Annotated in this window: 19 protein-coding genes; 13 read left to right on the forward strand and 6 right to left on the reverse strand. The window is 73.2% G+C overall.

The features are described 5' to 3' along the window. Nucleotides 1–14 precede the first annotated feature (14 nt). Complete coding sequence (msbA, locus tag H4F90_RS01595) at nt 15–1,769, reverse strand: lipid A export permease/ATP-binding protein MsbA (protein ID WP_220486030.1); 1,755 nt, start codon at nt 1,767–1,769, stop codon at nt 15–17. Nucleotides 1,770–2,084: 315 nt separating this feature from the next. Between msbA and H4F90_RS01600 the strand changes: the two genes are divergently transcribed. Further along, a complete protein-coding gene (locus tag H4F90_RS01600) occupies nt 2,085–2,972 on the forward strand; it encodes a tetratricopeptide repeat protein (protein ID WP_182660842.1) in 888 nt (295 codons plus the stop codon). Between the two features lie 41 nt (nt 2,973–3,013). Here the strand turns inward: H4F90_RS01600 and H4F90_RS01605 are convergent, their stop codons facing one another. Continuing rightward, nucleotides 3,014–3,835, reverse strand: coding sequence for a 2OG-Fe dioxygenase family protein (locus tag H4F90_RS01605; RefSeq protein ID WP_182660844.1), 822 nt, complete (start codon nt 3,833–3,835; stop codon nt 3,014–3,016). A 169-nt stretch (nt 3,836–4,004) separates the two neighbouring features. Here H4F90_RS01605 and H4F90_RS01610 point away from each other — a divergent pair, with 169 nt between their 5' ends. From H4F90_RS01610 to H4F90_RS01625, 4 genes are all read left to right on the forward strand, one after another. Continuing rightward, a complete protein-coding gene (locus H4F90_RS01610) occupies nt 4,005–4,496 on the forward strand; it encodes an aminoacyl-tRNA deacylase (protein ID WP_182660846.1) in 492 nt (163 codons plus the stop codon). 36 nt (nt 4,497–4,532) lie between these two features. Continuing rightward, nucleotides 4,533–5,150: a glycerol-3-phosphate 1-O-acyltransferase PlsY gene (gene plsY, locus H4F90_RS01615; RefSeq protein WP_182660848.1), complete on the forward strand. Its 618-nt coding sequence runs from the start codon at nt 4,533–4,535 to the stop codon at nt 5,148–5,150. Nucleotides 5,151–5,254: 104 nt separating this feature from the next. Further along, nucleotides 5,255–5,611 (forward strand): RidA family protein, encoded by a 357-nt coding sequence (locus H4F90_RS01620; protein WP_182660850.1) that lies wholly within the window; start codon nt 5,255–5,257, stop codon nt 5,609–5,611. A 20-nt stretch (nt 5,612–5,631) separates the two neighbouring features. Continuing rightward, nucleotides 5,632–6,033, forward strand: coding sequence for a glutaredoxin family protein (locus H4F90_RS01625; RefSeq protein ID WP_182660852.1), 402 nt, complete (start codon nt 5,632–5,634; stop codon nt 6,031–6,033). 46 nt (nt 6,034–6,079) lie between these two features. Here the strand turns inward: H4F90_RS01625 and H4F90_RS01630 are convergent, their stop codons facing one another. From H4F90_RS01630 to H4F90_RS01640, 3 genes are all read right to left on the reverse strand, one after another. Continuing rightward, nucleotides 6,080–6,706: an L-threonylcarbamoyladenylate synthase gene (locus H4F90_RS01630; protein WP_182660854.1), complete on the reverse strand. Its 627-nt coding sequence runs from the start codon at nt 6,704–6,706 to the stop codon at nt 6,080–6,082. A 119-nt stretch (nt 6,707–6,825) separates the two neighbouring features. Next, nucleotides 6,826–8,049, reverse strand: a complete 1,224-nt coding sequence (locus tag H4F90_RS01635; RefSeq protein WP_182660856.1) for a DesA family fatty acid desaturase — start codon at nt 8,047–8,049, stop codon at nt 6,826–6,828. Nucleotides 8,050–8,177: 128 nt separating this feature from the next. Further along, entirely contained in the window at nt 8,178–9,440 is a 1,263-nt protein-coding gene (locus H4F90_RS01640; RefSeq protein WP_182660858.1) for an RsmB/NOP family class I SAM-dependent RNA methyltransferase, read from the reverse strand. Nucleotides 9,441–9,539: 99 nt separating this feature from the next. Here H4F90_RS01640 and argH point away from each other — a divergent pair, with 99 nt between their 5' ends. Next, nucleotides 9,540–10,952: an argininosuccinate lyase gene (gene argH / locus H4F90_RS01645; RefSeq protein WP_182660860.1), complete on the forward strand. Its 1,413-nt coding sequence runs from the start codon at nt 9,540–9,542 to the stop codon at nt 10,950–10,952. Nucleotides 10,953–10,986: 34 nt separating this feature from the next. Here the strand turns inward: argH and H4F90_RS01650 are convergent, their stop codons facing one another. Beyond that, the gene (locus tag H4F90_RS01650) at nt 10,987–12,579 is read right to left on the reverse strand and encodes an exo-alpha-sialidase (protein ID WP_182660862.1); all 1,593 of its coding nucleotides are present in this window, start codon (nt 12,577–12,579) and stop codon (nt 10,987–10,989) included. A gap of 271 nt (nt 12,580–12,850) precedes the next feature. Between H4F90_RS01650 and atzF the strand changes: the two genes are divergently transcribed. From atzF to H4F90_RS01685, 7 genes are read left to right on the forward strand one after another with little or no spacing between them, the layout of a single operon-like run. Continuing rightward, complete coding sequence (atzF, locus tag H4F90_RS01655; RefSeq protein ID WP_182660864.1) at nt 12,851–14,683, forward strand: allophanate hydrolase; 1,833 nt, start codon at nt 12,851–12,853, stop codon at nt 14,681–14,683. A gap of 27 nt (nt 14,684–14,710) precedes the next feature. Further along, the gene (locus tag H4F90_RS01660) at nt 14,711–14,944 is read left to right on the forward strand and encodes a DUF4089 domain-containing protein (protein WP_182660866.1); all 234 of its coding nucleotides are present in this window, start codon (nt 14,711–14,713) and stop codon (nt 14,942–14,944) included. Beyond that, nucleotides 14,941–16,344 carry an AtzE family amidohydrolase gene (locus H4F90_RS01665; protein ID WP_182660868.1) on the forward strand — a complete coding sequence of 468 codons (1,404 nt, stop codon included), beginning with the start codon at nt 14,941–14,943 and terminating at the stop codon, nt 16,342–16,344. Before H4F90_RS01660 ends, H4F90_RS01665 begins: the two co-directional genes overlap by 4 nt. Before the next feature lie 13 nt (nt 16,345–16,357). Beyond that, nucleotides 16,358–16,816, forward strand: coding sequence for an oxalurate catabolism protein HpxZ (gene hpxZ, locus H4F90_RS01670; RefSeq protein ID WP_182660870.1), 459 nt, complete (start codon nt 16,358–16,360; stop codon nt 16,814–16,816). A 54-nt stretch (nt 16,817–16,870) separates the two neighbouring features. After that, the gene (locus tag H4F90_RS01675) at nt 16,871–18,043 is read left to right on the forward strand and encodes a BMP family ABC transporter substrate-binding protein (protein ID WP_182660872.1); all 1,173 of its coding nucleotides are present in this window, start codon (nt 16,871–16,873) and stop codon (nt 18,041–18,043) included. 16 nt (nt 18,044–18,059) lie between these two features. Next, nucleotides 18,060–19,136 carry an ABC transporter permease gene (locus tag H4F90_RS01680; RefSeq protein ID WP_182660874.1) on the forward strand — a complete coding sequence of 359 codons (1,077 nt, stop codon included), beginning with the start codon at nt 18,060–18,062 and terminating at the stop codon, nt 19,134–19,136. Further along, a complete protein-coding gene (locus tag H4F90_RS01685) occupies nt 19,129–20,055 on the forward strand; it encodes an ABC transporter permease (RefSeq protein WP_182660876.1) in 927 nt (308 codons plus the stop codon). Before H4F90_RS01680 ends, H4F90_RS01685 begins: the two co-directional genes overlap by 8 nt. Nucleotides 20,056–20,059 lie beyond the last annotated feature (4 nt).

Here is a 20,059-nt window from a genome sequence, read left to right on the forward strand (position 1 = left end):
TGTTGGGGCCCAGGTCAGCGTATCGGCGTCGTGTCCGTGGGCTCCGCGGCGCCCTCGCCGAACTGCAGCCGGTGCAGCCGCGCATACAGCCCGCCGGCGGCCAGCAGCTGCTCGTGGCTGCCGACTTCGGCGATGCGGCCTTCGTCGAGCACGACGATGCGGTCGGCATTGGCAATGGTCGACAGGCGGTGGGCGATGACGAGGGTGGTGCGGCCGCGGCGCAGGTTGTCGAGCGCGGCCTGCACGACGCGCTCGCTCTCGGTGTCGAGCGCGGAGGTGGCTTCGTCGAGCAGCAGGATGGGCGCATCCTTGAGCAGCGCGCGGGCGATCGACAGGCGCTGGCGCTGGCCGCCGGAGAGCCGGGCGCCGTTCTCGCCGATCACGGTGTCCAGGCCCTCGGGCAGGGCGCGGATGAAGTCCATCGCATGCGCGGCCTCGGCGGCGGCCTCGATGGCGGCGCGCGGGCTCTCGCCCTGGCGGCCGTAGGCGATGTTGGCGGCCACCGTGTCGTCGAAGAGCACGACCTGCTGGGTGACCAGCGCCATCTGACGGCGCAGATCGGCCAGCGGCAGTTCGCGCAGGTCGATGCCGTCGAGGGTGATGCGGCCGGCCCCGGGCTCGTAGAAGCGCGGGATCATGGCCATCAGGGTGGACTTGCCGCCGCCCGAGGCGCCGACCAGGGCCACGGTTTCGCCGGGTTCGATGCTCAGGTCGATGCCGGCCAGGGCCTCGCGCTCGGCGCCGGCGTAGCGGAAGCGCAGGCCCTCGAAGCGCAGCGCGCCGCGGGCACGGCCTTCGAGCTGGCGGGTGCCGGTGTCGGGTTCGGCCGGCGCGTCCAGGACTTCGAAGATGCTGGCGGCCGCGGCCAGGCCGCGCTGCAGCGGCTCGTTCACGTTCGACAGGCGCTTGAGCGGCGCCAGCAGCAGCGCCATCGCGCCGAAGAAGCTGACGAAGCCGCCCACCGTCAGACCCTGCTGCTGCGACTGCAGCGTGGCGTAGAGGATGATGGCCGCCAGCGCCAGCACGGCGATCAGCTGCACGATGGGGCCATTGGCCGCCGAGGTGGTGATCACCTTCATCGCAGTGCGGCGCAGGCTCTGGGCGATGCGGTCGAAGCGGGCCTCCTCGTAGGCGGCGGCGCCGAAGACCTTGATTTCCTGCTGGCCTTCGCTGACTTCGCGCAGCACGTGGTTGAGCTCGCCCATCGAGCCCTGCTGCTTGTGGCTGAGGCCGCGCAGGCGCCGGCTGACGGTGTGGATCACCCAGGCGATCACCGGCAGCACCGCGAAGAAAACCAGGGCCAGCCGCCAGTCCAGGTAGAGCATGTAGACGAGCAGGCCCAGCACGGTCAGGCTGTCCTTCACCACGGTCAGCAGGACGGTGGTGATGATGGGGCTGACCTGATCACTGTTGTAGGTCAGCAGCGAGATCAGCCTGGCACTGGGCTGGGCGTCGAAGTGGCTGGCCGGCAGGCGCAGCAGCTTGGCAAAGACCTGGCGGCGCAGCCCGAGCACCAGGCGGGTGGCCACGTCGTTCAGCGCCGCGGTGTGGGCGAAGTCCGACACGCCACGGATCAGGAACAGCGCGATCAGCAGCAGCGGCGTGCGCAGCACGGCGGCCGGGTCCTTGGCGGCGAAGCTGCCGTCGAGCAGCTCCTTGAGCAGCGCGGGGATCGCGGCTTCGGTGGCGGCATAGATCGCCATTGCGACCAGGCCCAGGCCGAAGATGGACCAGTGCGGCCGGGTCAGGGCCAGCAGGCGCAGCAACATCGCGCGGCGCGTGGCGGCGCCCAGGACCGGGCGGGGAGGGGAGGTGGGTGAGGACATTCGGTCGGGCAGGGGCCCCCCCGGGCAGAGGGCCGGGCGGCGCGGCGCGATTGTCGGCGGGTTTGGCCCGGGTCCGGCCCGAGGCTGTCGCGGGGCTGCGACCCCCGGCGCCGGCCGGCCCCATGCCCCCGCGCCCGGCCCGGCCGGGCCGGCTGCCCATAATCGCCCGCGACCCGCAGCGCAGGCCGAGGCCTGGGACTGCCGGCGCCATCCGAGGCCGGGACTGCACCCGGCCCGCGTCCACGGAGACAAGACACCATGCATTGCCCCCCCCAAGCCCGATCCGCGGGCCCGGTCCTGCGCCGTTCGCTGATCGCCCTGAGCCTGGGCGCCGCCCTGCTGGCCGGCCCGGCCCGGGCGGCCCTCGACGTCGATGCCCTCTGGGATTACGCCCAGCCGGTGCGCACCGAGCAGGTCTTCCGCGAGGCCCTGGCCCGCGCGCAGGGGGACGAGGCGCTGATCCTCGTCACGCAGATCGCGCGCACCTTCACCATCCGGGGCGAGTTCGCGAATGCCGAGCGCGAGCTGGAGGCCATCGAGCCCAGGCTGGCCGGTGCAGGCGTGGAGGTGCGGGTGCGCGATGCGCTGGAGCGCGGCCGCATCCTGCGCGGTCAGGGGCAGGGCGGCCAGGCGCGGCCCTTCTTCATCCGCGCGCTCGACCTCGCGCGGCCGGCCGGCCTGGAGGCGCTGACGGCCGATGCCATGCACTCCGTCGCCCTGGTCGAGCCGACCCGCGAAGGTCGCCTGGCCTGGCATGAACGCACCATCGACTTCGCCCGCGAGGCCAAGGACCCGCGCGCCCGCAAGTGGGAGCCTGCCGCGCTGAACAACATGGGCATCACCCTCAACGAGATGGGCCGCCACGACCTGGCCCTGCCGGTGCTGCAGAAGGCGCTGGCGATCTACCAGCAGCAGGGCCTGGCGCCGGCCATCCGCGGCGGCCGCTGGCTGGTGGCCCACACCCAGCGCCTGAGCGGCGATCTGGAGGCTGCGCGCCAGGGTTTCGAGGCGCTGGAGAAGGACGACGCCGCGGCCGGTATCGCCGACCGCTATGTGTTCAACGAGCTGGTCTCGGTGTACGAAGCGCGTGGTGATGCAGCGGCGGCCGAGGCCTACCGCAAGAAGTCGCAGGCGGTCGCGCGCTGAGCCCGGCGCGGCAGCGCGGGCCCGTGCTGCCGCGCCCGGCCTCAGCGTCCGCCGGGCGACTGGAAGCCGCCGCTGCGGTAGGTGAGCACCAGGGTGTCGCGGTGGCCTTCGCGGGCCACGGCCTCGGGCGGCAGCGGCTGGCCGTTGGCATCGGCCGGCTGGATGGGCGTGCTCTCGTGCACGACCCGCGCGTCGTCCAGCAGCAGCGCGCTCCAGGGCCGCTGCAGCGTGAAGCGCACCCCGCCGGGGCCGCCGGCCTCGAAGACGCGGGTCTCGCCGCCGATCACCGCATGACGCTCGACCAGCAGCACGGCGACGAAGTCGACGCCGTCGCGGTGGGCGCCCTCGGGCGTCGGCCGGCCGACGCCGTCGCGGGTGTCGATGCGGAAGGGATGGGTCTCGATCCACCAGCGGCCGTCCTCGGGCGCACGGCGCTGGGCGAACAGGCCGCCGATCGCGGCGATCAGGGTCGTCCAGCTCGGGTTGGCGGCCAGTTCCGGCTCCAGCGGATCGAACCAGCGTTCCATGCCGCCGTGCAGCGCGTTGTAGGTGGTCGGCTGCCAGTGCGCGCGGTGCGGCGTGGCCTGCAGGCCGGCGGAGAGCGCGCTCAGGTCGCAGCGGGCCAGGTTCTGCGGCAGGGTCTGCACATAGCAGCCGTGGCGGCGGTGGCGGTAGCGGCCGCCGTCCTTGAGGTGACGGTCGGGAGGCAGCGCCGCCCAGTGCGGGTGCAGCGCATCGAGCTGGGCCGGGCTGAGCCCGGCGAGCTGGCCCAGGGCCTCCGGCGTGAGCGTGGCAAAGCCCTGCTGGATCAGGCGGTCGACGGCGACGGCCGGGGCGATGGGGGATTGGAGGTCGACGATCATCGGGGCAGGGTCCACAGGCCGGCGCGGGCGCGGGGCGGCGAGGCTAGCACGGGGCCCCGCGCCGCGCGCGGATCCGGTCTGCCGCCCGCGCGGGCCGCGCCGGGGTGGCGGCGCGGCACACTGGCGGCCTCTCGACACCCGCCCTGCAAGGCCCCTGTGGCCCCGGATCATGGCCCGCGCCTCCCACGCCACCGAAACCCCCGCCACCGCCTGGCTCAAGCGGGCCGGCATCGCCTACACCGAGCATCTCTACGACTACGTGGACCGTGGTGGCACGGCCGAGTCCTCGCGCCAGCTCGGCGTGCCGGAACATGAAGTGGTGAAGACCCTGGTCATGCAGGACGAGAACCAGCGCCCGCTGATCGTGCTGATGCACGGCGACTGCCAGGTCAGCACCAAGGCCCTGGCGCGCGAGATCGGCTGCAAGCGCATCGAGCCCTGCAGCCCCGAGGTGGCGCAGCGCCACAGCGGCTACCAGGTCGGCGGCACCTCGCCCTTCGGCACCCGCAAGCCCCTGCCGGTGCATGTGGAGGCCAGCGTGCTCGGGCTGCCGCGCATCCTGATCAACGGCGGCCGGCGCGGCTACCTGCTGGGCCTGGCGCCGCAGGTGCTGGTCGAGGCGCTGGGCGCGCGGCCGGTGCATTGCGCCCAACCGGGCTGAGCCGGCGGACGCGCGCGCGCCGGCACAATCCGGGGCATGGACTGGATGGCTCCCCTTGCCGCGATCGCCGCGGCCTACCTGCTGGGTTCGATTTCCTTCGCGGTGATCGTCAGCCGTGCCTTCGGCCTGGCCGATCCGCGCAGCTATGGTTCCGGCAACCCCGGCGCGACGAATGTGCTGCGCTCCGGCCGCAAGGCCGCGGCCCTGCTCACCCTGCTGCTCGACGCCCTCAAGGGCGTGCTGCCGGTGCTGGTGCTGCGCGGGCTGGCGCCGGAGCTGGGCGAGCCCGTCGCGGCGGCCGTGGCCCTCGCGGCCTTCCTGGGTCACCTCTACCCGGTCTTCTTCGGTTTCCAGGGCGGCAAGGGCGTGGCCACCGCGGCCGGTGCGATCTTTGCCCTGAACCCGGTGCTGGGCCTGGCGACGCTGGCGAGCTTCGCGATGGTCGTCGGCTTCACCCGCTTCGTGTCCCTGGGCTCGATGGTGGCGGCATTGTTTGCGCCCTTCTACCAGCTGCTGATCTGGGGCCCCGGCCCGCTTTTCCTGGCCCTGCTTGCGATGGCCTTCCTGCTGATCTGGCGCCATCGCAGCAACATCGCCAAGCTGCGTGCCGGCACCGAGGGCCGGCTGGGCCAGAAGTCCGTCGCGTCGCGCTGAGCCGCGCGGCAGGCCGGGCGTCCGCGCCGTCCGCGGCGCGGGCGGGCCCCAGGCGCGCAGCGCACCTTCTCTTCGATTTCCTTCCCACCCCTTCAATCCTTCCCATGACCGCTTCCAGCATCCAGCGCTTCGACACCAACGCCCGCCTCTCCGAAATGACGGTGGCCCACGGGTTCGCCTTCCTCGCCGGCCAGGTGGCGGGCGATGACAGCGCCGACATCACCGGCCAGACCCAGCAGGTGCTGGCCCAGATCGATGCGCTGCTGGCCCGTGCCGGCAGCGACAAGTCGCGCATCCTGCGCGTCGAGATCGTGCTGCCGAACCTGGCCGACTTCCCGGCGATGAACGCTGTCTGGGAAGCCTGGCTGCCGGCCGGCTGCGCGCCGGCCCGCGCCACCGTCTCGGCCCAGCTGGCCCGCCCGGGCTGGAAGGTCGAGATGATCGTTACCGCCGCGGTCTGAGCGCCGGAGCGGATCCCGCCATGACGAGCGCCAAGGCCGCCGCCCGCCCGGGCCGGCGCTGGCGCGAGGGGCTGGCCCTGGCCCTGGCGGCGGGCGTCGGCTGGGGCGCCTCGCAGTTCTTGGGGGCGCGTCAGGCCGAGCAGGCCCGCGCCGAGCTGGCCGCCGGCGTGCGGCCGGGCGAGATCCTGATGTTCTCCGCCACCTGGTGCGGCGTCTGCAAGCAGGCCCACCGGTGGTTGCAGCAGGCTGGCGTGCCCTATCTGGCTTGCGAGATCGATGTCGAGCCCCCGTGCCGCGAGCGCTGGCAGGCCCTGGGCGGCGGCGGGACGCCGCTTTTCCTCGTCAAGGGCCAGACGGTGCTGGGCTTCCGGCCCGAGCGTCTGGCCGAGGCCTTGAAGGACGCGGGCCCCGCCGCGCGCTGAGTACGGGGGGGCACGCCGGCCCCGGTCGGGCCCTGCGGCCCGGCCCTCAGTCCAGGCCCAGCGGCGCCAGCGGCCCCGCGCCGGCCCGCACCAGGGCGATCTCGCCCCCGCTCAGGTCGACCACCGTGGTCGGCTGCATCGGGCAGGCGCCGGCATCCAGCACGGCGTCGATCAGCTTCTCGTAGCGGCTGCGAATGGCGTCGGCATCGTTGAGCGGCTCGGTCTCGCCGGCCGGGATCAGGGTGGTGGCCAGCAGGGGCTGGCCCAGCTCGCCCAGCAGCGCCTGCGTGACCTTGTGCGCCGGCACGCGCAGGCCGATGGTGCGGCGCTGCGGATGCGAGAGGCGCCGCGGCACCTCCTTGGTCGCTTCCAGGATGAAGGTGTAGGCCCCCGGCGTGGCCGACTTCAGCAGGCGGTACTGGCGGTTGTCGACCCGGGCGTAGGTGGCCAGCTCGGCCAGGTCGCGGCACAGCAGGGTCAGGTGGTGCTTCTCGTCGATGCCGCGCAGTCGGCGCAGCGCGGCGGCCGCCTCCTTGTCGTCGAGATGGCAGACGAAGGCGTAGCTGGAATCGGTCGGGATCGCAGCCAGGCCGCCACGGTGCAGGATCTGCGCGGCCTGACGCAGCAGCCGGGGCTGCGGGTCCTGGGGGTGCAGTTCGAAATGCTGGGCCATGGCGGCGACTCGGGACGGGGACGGACGGAAAAAGGCCCCAGGGCTTCAGCAGCACCTGGGGCCGGGCGCGGGGCAGGCCACGCGCTGGATCGGGGCAGGCGGCCGGGCCGCCGCAGCGCTCAGGCGTGGGCGGCGCGCAGGCGTTGCGCGAAGCCGGCCAGCGCGGCGTTGCCGCTGGTCTCGGCCTTGCGGCACCAGGCTTGCAGGTCATGCACGAGCTGCTCGGCCGACACGTTCGTGCGGGTCCAGAGCTGGCGCAGCTCCTCGCGCATGGCGTGCAGCTGGTTCAGGGCCGGATGATCGGCGACAGCCTGGGCCACCTCGGGACGCACGTCCTGCGGGATGCGCTCGTCGTCGCGGTGCAGCCAGCGGCGGGCCAGGTTGAGACGCGACCATTGCGCGCTGTGCTGGTGGCCTTCGGCCTTCAGCCGGGCCAGCTCGCTCAGGCAGGCCTTCTGCAGCTCGCGGCCGTAGCGGGCCATCAGCTCGTAGCGGTTGGCGATCAGCGCTTCCAGCGTCTTCGCGTCGGCCTGGGCCTTGACGGTGCCGAGCTTGAGCGCCGGGATGGTCTTGCGCGCCTTGGCCAGACCGAACCAGGACAGCACGGTGATGTACATCCAGCCCACATCGAACTCGTAGGGCTTCACCGAGAACTTGGCCGAGGTCGGGTAGGTGTGGTGGTTGTTGTGAAGCTCCTCGCCACCGATGATCAGGCCCCAGGGCGAGACATTGGTCGAGGCATCCGGCGCCTCGTAGTTGCGGTAGCCCCAGAAATGGCCCAGGCCGTTGATGATGCCGGCGGCGTGGATCGGGATCCACAGCATCTGCACCGCCCACACGGTCAGGCCGATGGCGCCGAAGAGGCCCACGTTGATCAGCAGCATCAGGCCCACGCCCTGCCAGCTGTAGCGGGTGTAGAGGTTGCGCTCGATCCAGTCATTGGGCACGCCGTGGCTGTACTTGCTCAGCGTTTCCTGGTTCTTGGCCTCGGCGCGATAGAGCTCCGCACCTTCCAGCAACACCTTCTTGATGCCGCGGGTCTGGGGGCTGTGCGGATCCTCCTCGGTCTCGCACTTCGCGTGGTGCTTGCGGTGGATGGCGACCCATTCCTTGGTCACCATGCCGGTGCTCAGCCACAGCCAGAAGCGGAAGAAATGACTGACGACGGGGTGCAGGTCCAGCGCGCGGTGCGCCTGGGAGCGGTGCAGGTAGAGCGTGACCCCGGCGATGGTGATGTGGGTCACCACGAGGGTGTAGACCACCACTTGCCAGATGCTGGCGTGGGTCGCCCCGTGCGCCAGACCGTCGATCAGGCCGTACCAGACAGCAGCGAGTAAATCCATGACGTTCCTTTGAATTGCCCCGCAATTTTAGGCCGAGGGGGGGCCAAGTTCTTGCGGTGGCGCAACAAATGCAAGCTTGCGGGGCCCGGAAGGCCCGAGAGCCGGGGTCGGGCCGCGCCGGGAGGGGCTCAGGCCTTGCGGTCCCAGACGGCGGCGAAGAAGCCGTCGGTGCCGTGCTCATGCGGCCACAGCCGCAGGTAGGGGCCGCGCACCAGGGGGGCGGGGTTCTCGATGCGCGCGCGGGCCAGCACCTCGTCGGCTGCGACCGGCACGAAGGCCGGATGGGCGGCGCCGAAGGCTTCGGCGATGGCCTCGTTCTCCTCGTCGAGCAGGCTGCAGGTCGCATAGACCAGGCGACCACCGGGCTTGAGCAGGCGGGCGGCGCTGGCCAGGATGGTGCGCTGCTTGTCCTGCAGCTCGGCCAGGGCTTGCGGCGTCTGGCGCCATTTCAGATCGGGGTTGCGCCGCAGCGTGCCGAGGCCGGAGCAGGGCGCATCCACCAGCACCCGGTCGAGCTTGCCCGACAGGCGCTTGATCCGCTCGTCGCGCGCATGGGCGATCTGCGCCGGGTAGACATTGGACAGGCCGCTGCGCGCCATGCGCGGCTTGAGCGCCTCCAGGCGGTGGCCGGCGGTGTCGAAGGCATAGAGCCGGCCGGTGCTGCGCATCATCGCGCCCAGGGCCAGGGTCTTGCCGCCGGCGCCGGCGCAGAAGTCGGCGACCATCTCGCTGCGGCGGGCCTCGGTCAGCAGGGCCAGCAGCTGGCTGCCTTCGTCCTGCACCTCGACCAGGCCCTCGGTGAAGACCGGCAGGCGCTGCAGCGCCGGCTTGCCCTCGACCCGCAGGCCCCAGGGCGACCAGGGCGTCGGCTGGGCCTCGATGCCGGCTTCGGCCAGCTGCTCCTGCACCTCCTCGCGCCGGGCCTTGAGGGCATTGACCCGCAGGTCCAGCGGCGCGCTGCGGTTGCAGGCCTCGACGAGGGCCCAGAAGCCCGGCTCGCCGAGCCGTTCGCGCAGCGGGGCGGCCAGCCAGTCGGGCAGGTTGTGGCGCTGCGGGTCGGGCAGGGTGGCCGGGTCGATCGCGCGGGCGTGGCGGGCCCAGGCGTATTCCTCGGGCGTGCAGGTCGCCTCCAGCATCGATTCGGGGCCGACCCAGGCGAGCAGGGCCAGGCGCCGCTCGAGCGGACCGCGGCCGGACTGCGCCAGATGCGCGAGCCGGGCCTTGAGCCGCAGGACGGTGTAGGTGGTTTCGGCGAGCAGATGACGCTCGCGGCTGCCGAGGCTGCGTTGATCGCGGAAATGCCGCGAGACGATGCCATCGGCCGGGGCGTCGAGCTTCAGGACGGCGCGTAGCAGCTCCGTCACCGACGCCAGCAGGGCAGAGGGGGACATCGCCCGATTATCCGCGGCCGGCCCGGCAGGGGCCGACTTCTACAATCATCGGCTTCGTCCCGCGCCCGGGCGCCCCTCTTTTCAGCGGTTCCGAACCCCATGAGCACCCCGTCCGCCCCCCACCAGCTCGACAAGAAGGCCGAGGCCTGGTCCGCGCTGTTCTCCGAGCCGATGAGCGAGCTGGTGCAGCGCTATACCGCCAGCGTCGACTTCGACCGCCGCCTGTGGGATGCCGACATCCGCGGCAGCCTGGCCCATGCCGAGATGCTGCAGGCGGTGGGCCTGCTCAGTGCCGAGGATGGCGCGGCCATCCAGCGCGGCATGGCGCAGATCCGCGCCGAAATCGAGGCCGGCCAGTTCGAGTGGAAGCTGGTCCTGGAGGACGTGCACCTGAACATCGAGGCCCGCCTGACCCAGCTGGTGGGCGATGCCGGCAAGCGCCTGCACACCGGCCGCAGCCGCAACGACCAGGTCGCCACCGACGTGCGCCTGTGGCTGCGCGGCGAGATCGACGAGCTGCTGGCCCTGCTGGCCGCGCTGCAGGCGGCGCTGGTCGACGTGGCCGAGAGGAACGCCGAGGTCATCCTGCCCGGCTTCACCCACCTGCAGGTGGCTCAGCCGGTGAGCTTCGGCCACCACCTGCTGGCCTATGTGGAGATGTTCGCGCGCGATGCCGAGCGCCTGGTCGACGTGCGCCGGCGCGTCAACCGCCTGCCGCTGGGCGCCGCCGCCCTGGCCGGCACCAGCTACCCGCTGGACCGCGAGCGCGTGGCCCGCAGCCTGGGCTTCGACGGTGTCTGCCAGAACAGCCTGGACGCCGTGAGCGACCGCGACTTCGCGATCGAGTTCACCGCCGCCGCCACGCTGTGCATGGTCCACATCAGCCGCCTGAGCGAAGAGCTGATCCTGTGGATGAGCCAGAGCTTCGGCTTCATCGACCTGGCCGACCGCTTCTGCACCGGCTCGTCGATCATGCCGCAGAAGAAGAACCCCGACGTGCCCGAGCTGGCGCGCGGCAAGACCGGCCGCGTCGTCGGCCACCTGATGGGCCTGGTGACCCTGATGAAGGGCCAGCCCCTGGCCTACAACAAGGACAACCAGGAAGACAAGGAACCGCTGTTCGACACGGTCGACACCCTGCGCGACACGCTGCGGATCTTTGCCGAGATGGTGGGCGGGATCACCGTCAAGCCCGAGGCCATGGAGCGCGCGGCGAAGAAGGGCTATGCCACCGCGACCGACCTGGCCGACTACCTGGTCAAGAAGGGTCTGCCCTTCCGCGATGCGCACGAGGTGGTGGCGCATGCGGTCAAGACCGCGATCGGCCGCGGCATCGACCTCAGCGAGCTGACGCTGGCCGAGCTGCAGGCCTTCGATGCGCGCATCGAAGCCGATGTGTTCGAGGTGATGACCCTGCGCGGCTCGCTGGAGGCGCGCAAGGTCCTCGGCGGCACGGCCCCGTTGCAGGTGCGCGCGCAGGTCGCGCGGCACCGGACGCGGCTGGCGGGCTGAGCCCCGGCCGCGCCGCGGGGCCGGCCGGTCCCGCTCAGCGCCGGCGGTTCTGCTGGGCCTCGTAGGCCCGGCGATCGAAGTTGCTGAACTCGATGCGCCAGCTGCGGCCCTGGTCCTTCGAGGCCCGGACCACGAACAGGCCGTGGCCGCCCTGCGAGGTGGCCAGCATCAGGCCGCTCGGCAGGATGTGCAGCTGCTGGTCCAGCAGGAAGTCACCGCGCTTGGTCCAGGTCACGCCGTGGTCGGCGCTGGCCTGCATCTCGGGGTTGCTGAACACACCGCCCAGGGTGAGCAGATCGCCATTGCTTGCGCGCCGTGGCGGCGTGACCTTGATCTTGAAAGCGGTTTCCAGCTCGCGCCAGCTCTGGCCGGCGTCGCTGCTGAGGAACTGCCCGGCGAAGGCGCCCGCGAAGCCGGCGCCCGGCGAGGTCAGCAGGCCGATGTGGCCGCCGCCGTCCTCGGCGATCGCGAGGATGCGATGCTGCCGTGGCACCGGCGCGCCGGTCGTCCAGCGGCCGCTGGCCAGCTCGTAGCGCTGCAGGCCGCCGTCACCGGTCGCGTAGGCAAAGCCTTCCGGCGTGGTCCAGACCCAGAACTGCTCCGCTCCGCTCCACAGGCTGCGACTCAGCGTGATCTCGCGCACCGGGCTCCAGTCGCCGTTCTCGAACCGGCTGGAGCGCAGGATCTGCAGCCGGCTGCCGGCCTGGTGGACCAGGAACCAGCCGTGGCGGCTGTCGCCCGCGACGAACAGCAGATTGCCTGGCGGCAGCGTGCCGGGGGCAACGCGCTCGAAGCGCTTGCTGCCCTCGGCCTGGCGCACCAGCGTGCCGAATTCGCCCACGCCGACCAGCGCGCGTTCCGGCGCGTCGCCGGCGCGCACGCACAGCAGGGATTCCAGGCCCTCGCCCCGCACCGCCTCCCACTGGCCATCGGTCTGGCGCACCCAGGCGGTGCCCATGCGCGCGGCCATCACCACGCGGCCATCGGCCAGCTCGACCGGATGGTCGGCGCCCACGGGCACGGCCAGCGCGTACTCCTCGACGCGATCGGCCGGGTCGCGCCCGGTGTTCCAGCCCAGCGCCACGTCGGGCCGGTCGAAGAAGGACCGGTAGGCCTCGGCGAAGCGGTGGATCAGCTGCAGGTTGTCCGACTGCCGCAGGCTGCGGCCGACGAGCACCTCGGTGTTCATCGGCGTCGTGATCAGCCGGCCCAGATCGACCGGCCTGCCGGCATCCACCGAGAAGCGGCCGATGCGCCGCCGCGTGAGCTCGTTGAGCGCGAGGAAGCGCTGCGAGGCGGCGTAGTCGAAGCTGCGGATCTCGTACTCGCCGCGCGGCAGCGTGCCGATGTAGAGCGCCGTGTCGCGCGCCATGCCGGGTGCCACCTGCCGCAGGACGTGGGTTTCGTCCCGGTCGGGATGGGCCAGGTCGAAGCGCCGCACCGAGATGCTGCTGGCGGCTCCCACCTGGCTGGTGTTGCCCGTCAGGCTGAGCACCACCACGCTCTGGTCCGGCTCGGGACGGCGTTCGAGGGGGTCGGGTGCGGTGGTCACCGTTGCGCAGCCGGTCAGGAGCAGGGCACCCAGGACGACGAGGGGCCCGAGGCCGCGGCGAAGGAGCAGAGGCATCGATCGATGGAGGAAGCCAAAACCCCATTCTCGGTGGGTGCATAGGGGCCGTGGCCACCCCCGCGCGGGGCGTCCGACACCAGCCCGGGCCATCCTCCCGCCCCGGCTTGGGGCTTCCGTTGGGGGCAGTGGATGGGGGTCCGGCCGTGCAGCCGCGCTGGCACCGTGCGCCGGAGGGCGTCTGCGGGCCAGCCCCCCGGTCTGAAGGGGCGGTCGTCGGGCTGGCACATGCCGTGCAAGCGTCCTCGCTTGTATACCAGCGAGAGCACTCATGCATCCCGACCCGTCCCAGCTGCACACGATCGAGGACTGGCGCCAGGCCCAGCGCGACGGGGCGGCGCCGCGGGCCCTGATCGAGGCCCGTCTCGCCCGGCTGGACCGCGAGAGCCCGGCGGCCGCCTGGATCCTGCGCCTGCCGGCTGCCGCCGTGGCCGAGCGCCTGGATGCGCTGGAGCAGGCCGCCGCCGGCCTGACGGTGGCCGAGCGCCTGGCCCGCTGGCCCTTGTTCGGCCTGCCTTTCGCCGTCAAGGACAACCTCGACGTGGCCGGCTGGCCGACCACCGCCGCCTGCACCGCGCTGCGCGAGCCGGCCCTTGCCACCGCGCGGGCCGTGCAGGCCCTGCTGGACGCCGGCGCGGTGCTGCTCGGCAAGACCAATCTCGACCAGTTCGCCACCGGCCTGGTCGGCACCCGTTCGCCCTGGGGGGCGCCGGCCAGTGTGCTGGCCGCGGATCGCATCAGCGGCGGCTCCAGCTCGGGCTCGGCGGTGCTGGTGGGCGCGGGCCTGCTGCCTTTCGCGCTCGGCACCGACACGGCGGGCTCGGGCCGCGTGCCGGCCGGCTTCAACCAGATCGTCGGCCTCAAGCCCACCCCGGGCCGGGTCAGCAATGCCGGCATGCTGCCGGCCTGCCGCACGCTGGACTGCGTGTCGATCTTCGCGCTGACCGTGGAGGACGCCGCCGAGCTGCTGGCCTGCATCGAAGGCCCCGACCCCGGCGACGCCTACAGCGATTTCCGTCCCGGCCTGCCGTCCTGGCCGGGTCCGCTGCGCCTGGGCGTGCCGCGCCTGCCCGACCTCGACGGCGAGCTCGGCTACGACACCGCCTGGGCCGCTGCCTGCGCCCGTGCCGAGGCCCTGGGCGCCACCCTGGTGCCGCTGGACTTCGAGCCGCTGCACGCCACCGCCCGCCTGCTCTACGACGGCCCCTGGGTGGCCGAGCGGCAGGCCGCCGTCGGCGCCCTGCTCGACGCGGCGCCCGAGGTCTTCGACCCCACCGTGGCCGCCGTGATCGGACGCGCCCGCGGCCAGACGGCCGCCGACGCCTTCAAGGGCCTGTACGCGCTGCGCGGCCGGCGTGCCCGCCTCGCCGGGCTGTGGACCGAGGTCGATGCGCTGATGGTGCCCACGGCGCCGACCCATCCGCGCTTCGACGCCGTCGCGGCCGATCCGATCGGCGTCAACAGCCGCCTGGGCACCTACACCAACTACGTGAACCTGCTCGGCTGGTGTGCGCTGGCCCTGCCGGCTGCGCGCACCCCGGTCGGCCTGCCCTTCGGCGTGACCTTTCTCGCCGCCGGCGGGGCCGATGCCGCCCTGGCCCGCTGGGGCCAGGCCTGGCAGGCCGCCACCGCGCTGCCACCCGGCCGTCTGGCTGAGCCGCCGGCCAGCCCGCCGCCGCCGCGCTGGCCGGCCAGCGAGCCCATGCTCACCCTGGCCGTCGTCGGCGCCCACCTGCGCGGCCTGCCGCTGCATGGCCAGCTGCGCGAGCGCGAGGCCGTCTTCGTCGGCGAGGCCCGCACCGCGCCGGCCTACCGCTTGGTCGCGCTGCCCGGCACCGTGCCGCCCAAGCCCGGCCTGCTGCGCGTGGGGCCCGGCGGCGCCTCGATCGCGCTGGAGCTGTGGGCCCTGCCGCAGCGCCATGTCGGCAGCTTCCTCGCGCTTATCCCGCCGCCGCTGGGCCTGGGCAGCCTGAGTCTCGACGACGGCCGCATCGTCCATGGCTTCCTCTGCGAGGCCGAGGCCGCGCAGGGCGCCGAGGACATCAGCGCCCACGGCGGCTGGCGTGCCTACCTGGCGGCCACCGTGGCTGCCACCCCCCGCTGAGCCGTCCGCTGCCGAAGCCTTCCCGCCATGCCCGACCCGTCCGCCCCCTTCCCCATGCCCGGCCCCGAGGCCCTGGCCGCGCTGCTCGAAGCGCAGGCGGCCGTGCTCGGCCTGCCGATCGCCGCGGCCCATCGCCCGGGCGTGCTGCATTACCTGGGCCTGTCGGCGCAGATGGCGGCCAGCGTGTTCGCGGTGCCGCTGGCGCCGCAGGCCGAGTCGGGCAGCGTGTTCCGTCCGGTCGAGCCGGAGGGCGGGGCATGAGCCCCGCCGTGCCGCGCGACGCCGCCTGCCTCGCCCGCCAGGTGCGCCAGGGCGAGCTCAGCGCGCGGGCTGCCGTCGAGCACAGCCTGGCCCGCATCGCCGCCACCGACGGTCGCGTGAATGCCTTCACCGCCGTGCTGGCCGAGCGTGCGCTGCGTCGCGCCGAGCGCATCGACCGCCATGCCCACCGCAGCGGCCTGTCGCTGGCCGGCGTGCCCTTCGCCGCCAAGAACCTGTTCGACATTGCCGGCCTGCCGACCCTGGCCGGCTCGCGCATCGAGGCCGACAGCCCGCCGGCCGCGCGCGACGCGCTGCTGATCCGCCGGCTGGAGGCGGCCGGCGCCATCCTGGTCGGGGCGCTGAACATGGACGAGTACGCCTACGGCTTCACCACCGAGAACTCGCATGTCGGCCCGACCCGCAATCCGCACGACCTCGGCCGCAGCGCCGGCGGCTCCTCGGGCGGCTGCGGCGCGGCGGTGGCGGCCGGCCAGGTGCCGCTGACGATCGGCTCCGACACCAATGGCTCGATCCGCGTGCCCTCCTCGAAGTGCGGCATCTTCGGCCTCAAGCCGACCTTCGGCCGCCTGCCGCGCCACGGCAGCTTCCCTTTCGTGCCGGACCTGGACCACCTCGGACCCTTTGCCTCCAGCGCCCGCGACCTGGCCCTGAGCTACGACGCCATGCAGGGCCCCGACGCCGCCGACCCGGGCTGCGATCCGCGTCCGGCCGAGCCGGTGCTGCGCGAACTGGGCCGCGGCCTCGACGGCCTCCGCAGTGCCGTGCTCGGCGGCTGGTTCGAGCGCATGGCCCAGCCGGCCGCCCGCACGGCCGTCGCCCGCGTGGCCGCGGCACTCGGCACCCGCCGCCGGGCCGAGCTGCCGGAGGTCGAGGCCGGCCGCGCTGCCGCCTTCCTGATCACCAACGCCCAGGCCGGCAACCTGCACCTGCCCAATCTGCGCCGCCGCCCGGACGACTTCGAACCGCTGATCCGCGACCGCCTGCTGGCCGGCGCGCTTCTGCCGGCCGCCTGGCTGCAGCAGGCCCACCGCATGCGGCGCCGCTTCGCCGAGCACGCCGCCCGCCTGTTCGCCCAGTGCGAGCTGCTGATCGCCCCGGCCACCCCCTGCGTGGCCCAGCCGCTCGGCACCGAGTGGATCGAGCTGGACGGCCAGCGCCTGCCGGCCCGGCCGAACTTCGGCGTGATGAGCCAGCCCATCTCCTGCATCGGGCTGCCGGTCGTCACCGTGCCGGTTTGGGGCTGCGATGCCGCGCAGCCGCACCTGCCGATCGGCGTGCAGCTGATTGCCGCGCCCTGGTGCGAGGGCCAGGCCCTGCGTGCCGCCGCCGCGCTGGAGGCCGCTGGCGTCTGCAGCGCGCCCGTGGCCGCGCTCAACTGAGAAGGCCTGCGCGATGTCGACTACCCCCTCCCCCTGGCCGGCCGCCCAAGCCGAGCTGGAGGCCGTCTTCGCGGTCTACGAAGCGGCCCTGGTCGCCAACGACCTCGACACCCTCGATGCGCTCTTCCTCGCCTCGCCGCAGACCGTGCGCTACGGCATCGGCGAGAACCTCTACGGCATCGAGGCCATCCGCGCCTTCCGCGCCGGCCGGCCGGCCACCGGCCTGGCGCGCACGCTGCGCCGCACCCTCATCACCGCCCACGGCCCCGACTGCGGCACCGCGATGACCGAGTTCATCCGCCCCGCCTTCCTGCAGGCCGGCCGGCTGCAGCGCATCGGCCGCCAGAGCCAGACCTGGATCCGCACCGCGCAGCCCGGCCAGGGCGGCTGGCGCGTGGTGGCGGCCCACGTCAGCCTGATCGACCTCGATCCCCCCGAGCCGCCGGGCGCCGAGCCGCCCGCCGCGCCCTGACGACCCCGCGCCCTGCGCCCTGCGCCCCGCCCATCCCCACCGGAGGTTTCGCCCATGTCCCGCGCCGACCACATTCCCACCGATGCTTGCCCGACCGAGGCCGCCCGCGGCCCGGCCTCGCCCGGCCGCCGCCACTGGCTGGCCGGCGGCGGCGCACTCGGCGCCAGCCTGCTGCTGCCCGGTGCGCTTGGCGCCGCCCGGGCCCAGGCGGCGCCGGTGATCGGCGTGATCTACGTCGGCCCGCGCGGCGACTTTGGCTACAACCAGGCCCAGGCCGCCGCCGCGGCCGCGCTCAAGACCCAGGGCTTCAAGGTGGTCGAGGAAGAGAACGTGCCCGAGACCGCCGCGGTCCAGAAGACCATGGAGGCCATGATCCGGCAGGACGGCGCGACCCTGCTCTTCCCGACCTCCTTCGGCTACTTCGACCCGCACATGCTGAAGATGGCGGCCAAGTACCCGAAGGTCCGCTTCGCGCACTGCGGCGGCCTGTGGACGGCCGGCAAGCATCCGGCCAACACCGGCAGCTACTTCGGCTACATCGACGAGTGCCAGTACCTGGCCGGCATCGTGGCCGCGCACAGCAGCAAGAGCAAGAAGCTGGGTTTCGTCGCGGCCAAGCCCATCCCGCAGATCCTGCGCAACTGCAATGCCTTCACGATGGGCGCGCGCTCGGTGGACCCGAGCATCACCACCCGCATCATCTTCACCGGGGAATGGTCGATGCCGGTGAAGGAGGCCGAGGCCGCCGGCAGCCTGATCGACCAGGGCGTGGACGTGCTGACCTGCCATGTCGACAGCCCCAAGGTCATCGTCGAGACCGCCGAGAAGCGCGGCGTGTTCTGCAGCGGCTACCACGCCAGCCAGGCCGCGCTCGCGCCCAAGGGCTACCTGACCGGCGCCGAGTGGGACTGGTCCACGCCCTATGCCGCGCAGATTGCCGCGCTCAAGAGCGGCGCGCCCATGCCCAACCTGCTGCGCGGCGGCCTGAAGGACGGCTACGTGAAGATGTCGCCCTATGGCGCGGCGGTCGGCGCAGCCGCGCGCAAGCAGGCCGATGCCGTCAAGGCCGCCATGCTCAAGAGCGGCTACGTCATCTTCAAGGGCGGCCTGAAGGACAACCAGGGCAAGGTCGTCATCCCGGCAGGCGCCGGCCTGGGTCAGTTCGATCCGCTGCTCGAACAGATGAACTATCTGGTCGAGGGCGTGGTCGGCAGCCTCCCGGGCTGAGCCAGGACGCCCGGCCATGGCCTCCTCCGCCGCCCTCCCGCCCGGCCGCTCGCTGGCGGCCGGCCTGATGCCGGTCGCAGCCGCGCTGCTGCTGACCCTGCTGCTGTTCTCGCTGGCCGTCGCGCTGGCGGGCTTCCGTCCGATCGAGGTCTGGCTGCTGATCTTCGAAGGCGGCTTCGGCGACAGCTTTGCCTGGCAGAACACGCTGCAGCGCGCGGCGCCCCTGATCCTGACCGGCCTGGCCGTGGCGCTGCCCGCGCAGGCCGGCCGCGTCGTGATCGGCGCCGAGGGGGCGCTGGTGCTGGGTGGCCTGGCGGCCGCGGCGGTCGGCCATGGGCTGGCGTCGGCGGGGCAGGGCGCGGCCCTGGTCTGGCCGGCGATGGCGGTGGCCGGCGCGCTGGCCGGGGCGGTCTGGATCGGTCTGGTCGGCTGGCTGCGCGAGGCGCGGGAAGTCAACGAGACCATCGCCAGCCTGCTGATGGCCTTCATCGCGCTCGCGCTGTTCAACCAGATGGTCGAGACCGTGCTGCGCGATCCCGCCAGCCTCAACAAGCCGTCCACCCATCCGCTGCCCGACGAGCTGCTGCTGCCGCCGCTGCCGGGCCTGGAAGTGCACTGGGGCCTGGGCCTGGGGCTGGGCCTGGCCCTGCTGGCCTGGCTGGTGATCCGCTTCACGCCGCTGGGCCTGGCCCTGCGCGTGGCGGGCGGCAACCCGCGTGCTGCGCTGGGCGTCGGCCTGCCGGTGGCGGGGCTGACGATCGGCGCCTGCGCGGTCGGCGGGGCCTGTGCCGGCCTGGCCGGTGCGGTGGAGGTGGCCGCCATCCACGGCGCAGCCAATGCCTCGCTGATCGCCGGCTATGGCTACACCGGCATCCTGATCGCCTTTGCCGCGCGCTTCTCGCCGGCCGGCGTGGTGCCGGTTGCCCTGCTGGTGGGCGGCATCGCCGCCAGCGGCAGCCTGCTGCAGCGACGCCTGGGGCTGCCGGATGCGGCGGTCACGGTGCTGCTGGGTTTTGCCTTCGTCGCGCTGATCGCCTGCGAAAGCCTGCGCGGCCGGAGCTTCTCGTGGAAAGGACGGGCCCGCCATGGCTGAGACCGACATCCTGGGCTGGTGGGGCGTCCCGCTGGCCATCCTGGGCGGCGCGATCCGCGTCGGCACCCCGCTGCTCTGGGTCAGCCTGGGCGAGACGGTGACCGAGAAGGCCGGCCGCATCAACCTCGGCCTGGAGGGCACGCTGCTGATGGGCGCGATGACGGCCTATGCCGTGACCCTGGCCACGGGCCAGCCCTGGCTGGGCGTGTTCGCCGCGGCCTGGGTCGGCGTGGCCCTGGGCCTGCTGCACGGTGCGCTGTGCAGCCTGCCGCGGGTCAATGACACGGCCCTGGGCATCGCCCTGATGCTGGCCGGCTCGGGCCTGGCCTTCTGGCTGGGCAAGCCGTTGATCCAGCCCGGCGCGCCCGACCTGCCAGCCCTGCCGCTGGGCGACTGGTCCGAGCACCAGGCGGTGCGCGCGGCGCTGGCGATCAACCCGCTCTTCGTGCTGGGTGTGGGGCTGGCCTTCGCGACCGCCTGGGCGCTGGGTCGCACCCGCTTCGGCCTGCGGCTGCGGGTGGTGGGCGACAGCGAGAACGCGGCGCGCGCCTTCGGTCTCTCGCCGGCCGGCTACCGCATCGCTGCCACCGCCTTCGGAGGCGCCTGTGCGGGGGTGGGCGGCGCCTCGCTGTCGCTGGTCTATCCGGGCGCCTGGAGCGAAGCCCTTTCGAGCGGCCAGGGCGTGATGGCGGTGGCCCTGGTGATCTTCGCGCGCTGGGATCCGCGCCGCTGCATCCTGGCCGGCCTGCTGTTCGGCGGTGCCAGCGCGATCAGCCCGGCCCTGCAGGCCCTGGGCTACAGCCAGGGCTACTACCTGCTGGCCGCGCTGCCCTACGTGCTGACCCTGGCGCTGCTGATCGGCCTGGGCCGACCCGGCCCCGGCGACGGCGCGCCGGGCGAGCTCTCGCTCAACCGCTGAGCCT

The organism is Aquariibacter albus, from assembly GCF_014145335.1.
GTDB lineage: Bacteria > Pseudomonadota > Gammaproteobacteria > Burkholderiales > Burkholderiaceae_C > Aquariibacter > Aquariibacter albus.

Bases quoted from the DNA above. Each gene is read 5' to 3' on its own strand.
- msbA (WP_220486030.1), bottom strand. From the start codon at position 1,769: ATGTTGCTGCGCCTGCTGGCCCTGACCCGGCCGCACTGGTCCATCTTC.
- H4F90_RS01600 (WP_182660842.1), top strand. From the start codon at position 2,085: ATGCATTGCCCCCCCCAAGCCCGATCCGCGGGCCCGGTCCTGCGCCGT.
- H4F90_RS01605 (WP_182660844.1), bottom strand. From the start codon at position 3,835: ATGATCGTCGACCTCCAATCCCCCATCGCCCCGGCCGTCGCCGTCGAC.
- H4F90_RS01610 (WP_182660846.1), top strand. From the start codon at position 4,005: ATGGCCCGCGCCTCCCACGCCACCGAAACCCCCGCCACCGCCTGGCTC.
- plsY (WP_182660848.1), top strand. From the start codon at position 4,533: ATGGACTGGATGGCTCCCCTTGCCGCGATCGCCGCGGCCTACCTGCTG.
- H4F90_RS01620 (WP_182660850.1), top strand. From the start codon at position 5,255: ATGACCGCTTCCAGCATCCAGCGCTTCGACACCAACGCCCGCCTCTCC.
- H4F90_RS01625 (WP_182660852.1), top strand. From the start codon at position 5,632: ATGACGAGCGCCAAGGCCGCCGCCCGCCCGGGCCGGCGCTGGCGCGAG.
- H4F90_RS01630 (WP_182660854.1), bottom strand. From the start codon at position 6,706: ATGGCCCAGCATTTCGAACTGCACCCCCAGGACCCGCAGCCCCGGCTG.
- H4F90_RS01635 (WP_182660856.1), bottom strand. From the start codon at position 8,049: ATGGATTTACTCGCTGCTGTCTGGTACGGCCTGATCGACGGTCTGGCG.
- H4F90_RS01640 (WP_182660858.1), bottom strand. From the start codon at position 9,440: ATGTCCCCCTCTGCCCTGCTGGCGTCGGTGACGGAGCTGCTACGCGCC.
- argH (WP_182660860.1), top strand. From the start codon at position 9,540: ATGAGCACCCCGTCCGCCCCCCACCAGCTCGACAAGAAGGCCGAGGCC.
- H4F90_RS01650 (WP_182660862.1), bottom strand. From the start codon at position 12,579: ATGCCTCTGCTCCTTCGCCGCGGCCTCGGGCCCCTCGTCGTCCTGGGT.
- atzF (WP_182660864.1), top strand. From the start codon at position 12,851: ATGCATCCCGACCCGTCCCAGCTGCACACGATCGAGGACTGGCGCCAG.
- H4F90_RS01660 (WP_182660866.1), top strand. From the start codon at position 14,711: ATGCCCGACCCGTCCGCCCCCTTCCCCATGCCCGGCCCCGAGGCCCTG.
- H4F90_RS01665 (WP_182660868.1), top strand. From the start codon at position 14,941: ATGAGCCCCGCCGTGCCGCGCGACGCCGCCTGCCTCGCCCGCCAGGTG.
- hpxZ (WP_182660870.1), top strand. From the start codon at position 16,358: ATGTCGACTACCCCCTCCCCCTGGCCGGCCGCCCAAGCCGAGCTGGAG.
- H4F90_RS01675 (WP_182660872.1), top strand. From the start codon at position 16,871: ATGTCCCGCGCCGACCACATTCCCACCGATGCTTGCCCGACCGAGGCC.
- H4F90_RS01680 (WP_182660874.1), top strand. From the start codon at position 18,060: ATGGCCTCCTCCGCCGCCCTCCCGCCCGGCCGCTCGCTGGCGGCCGGC.
- H4F90_RS01685 (WP_182660876.1), top strand. From the start codon at position 19,129: ATGGCTGAGACCGACATCCTGGGCTGGTGGGGCGTCCCGCTGGCCATC.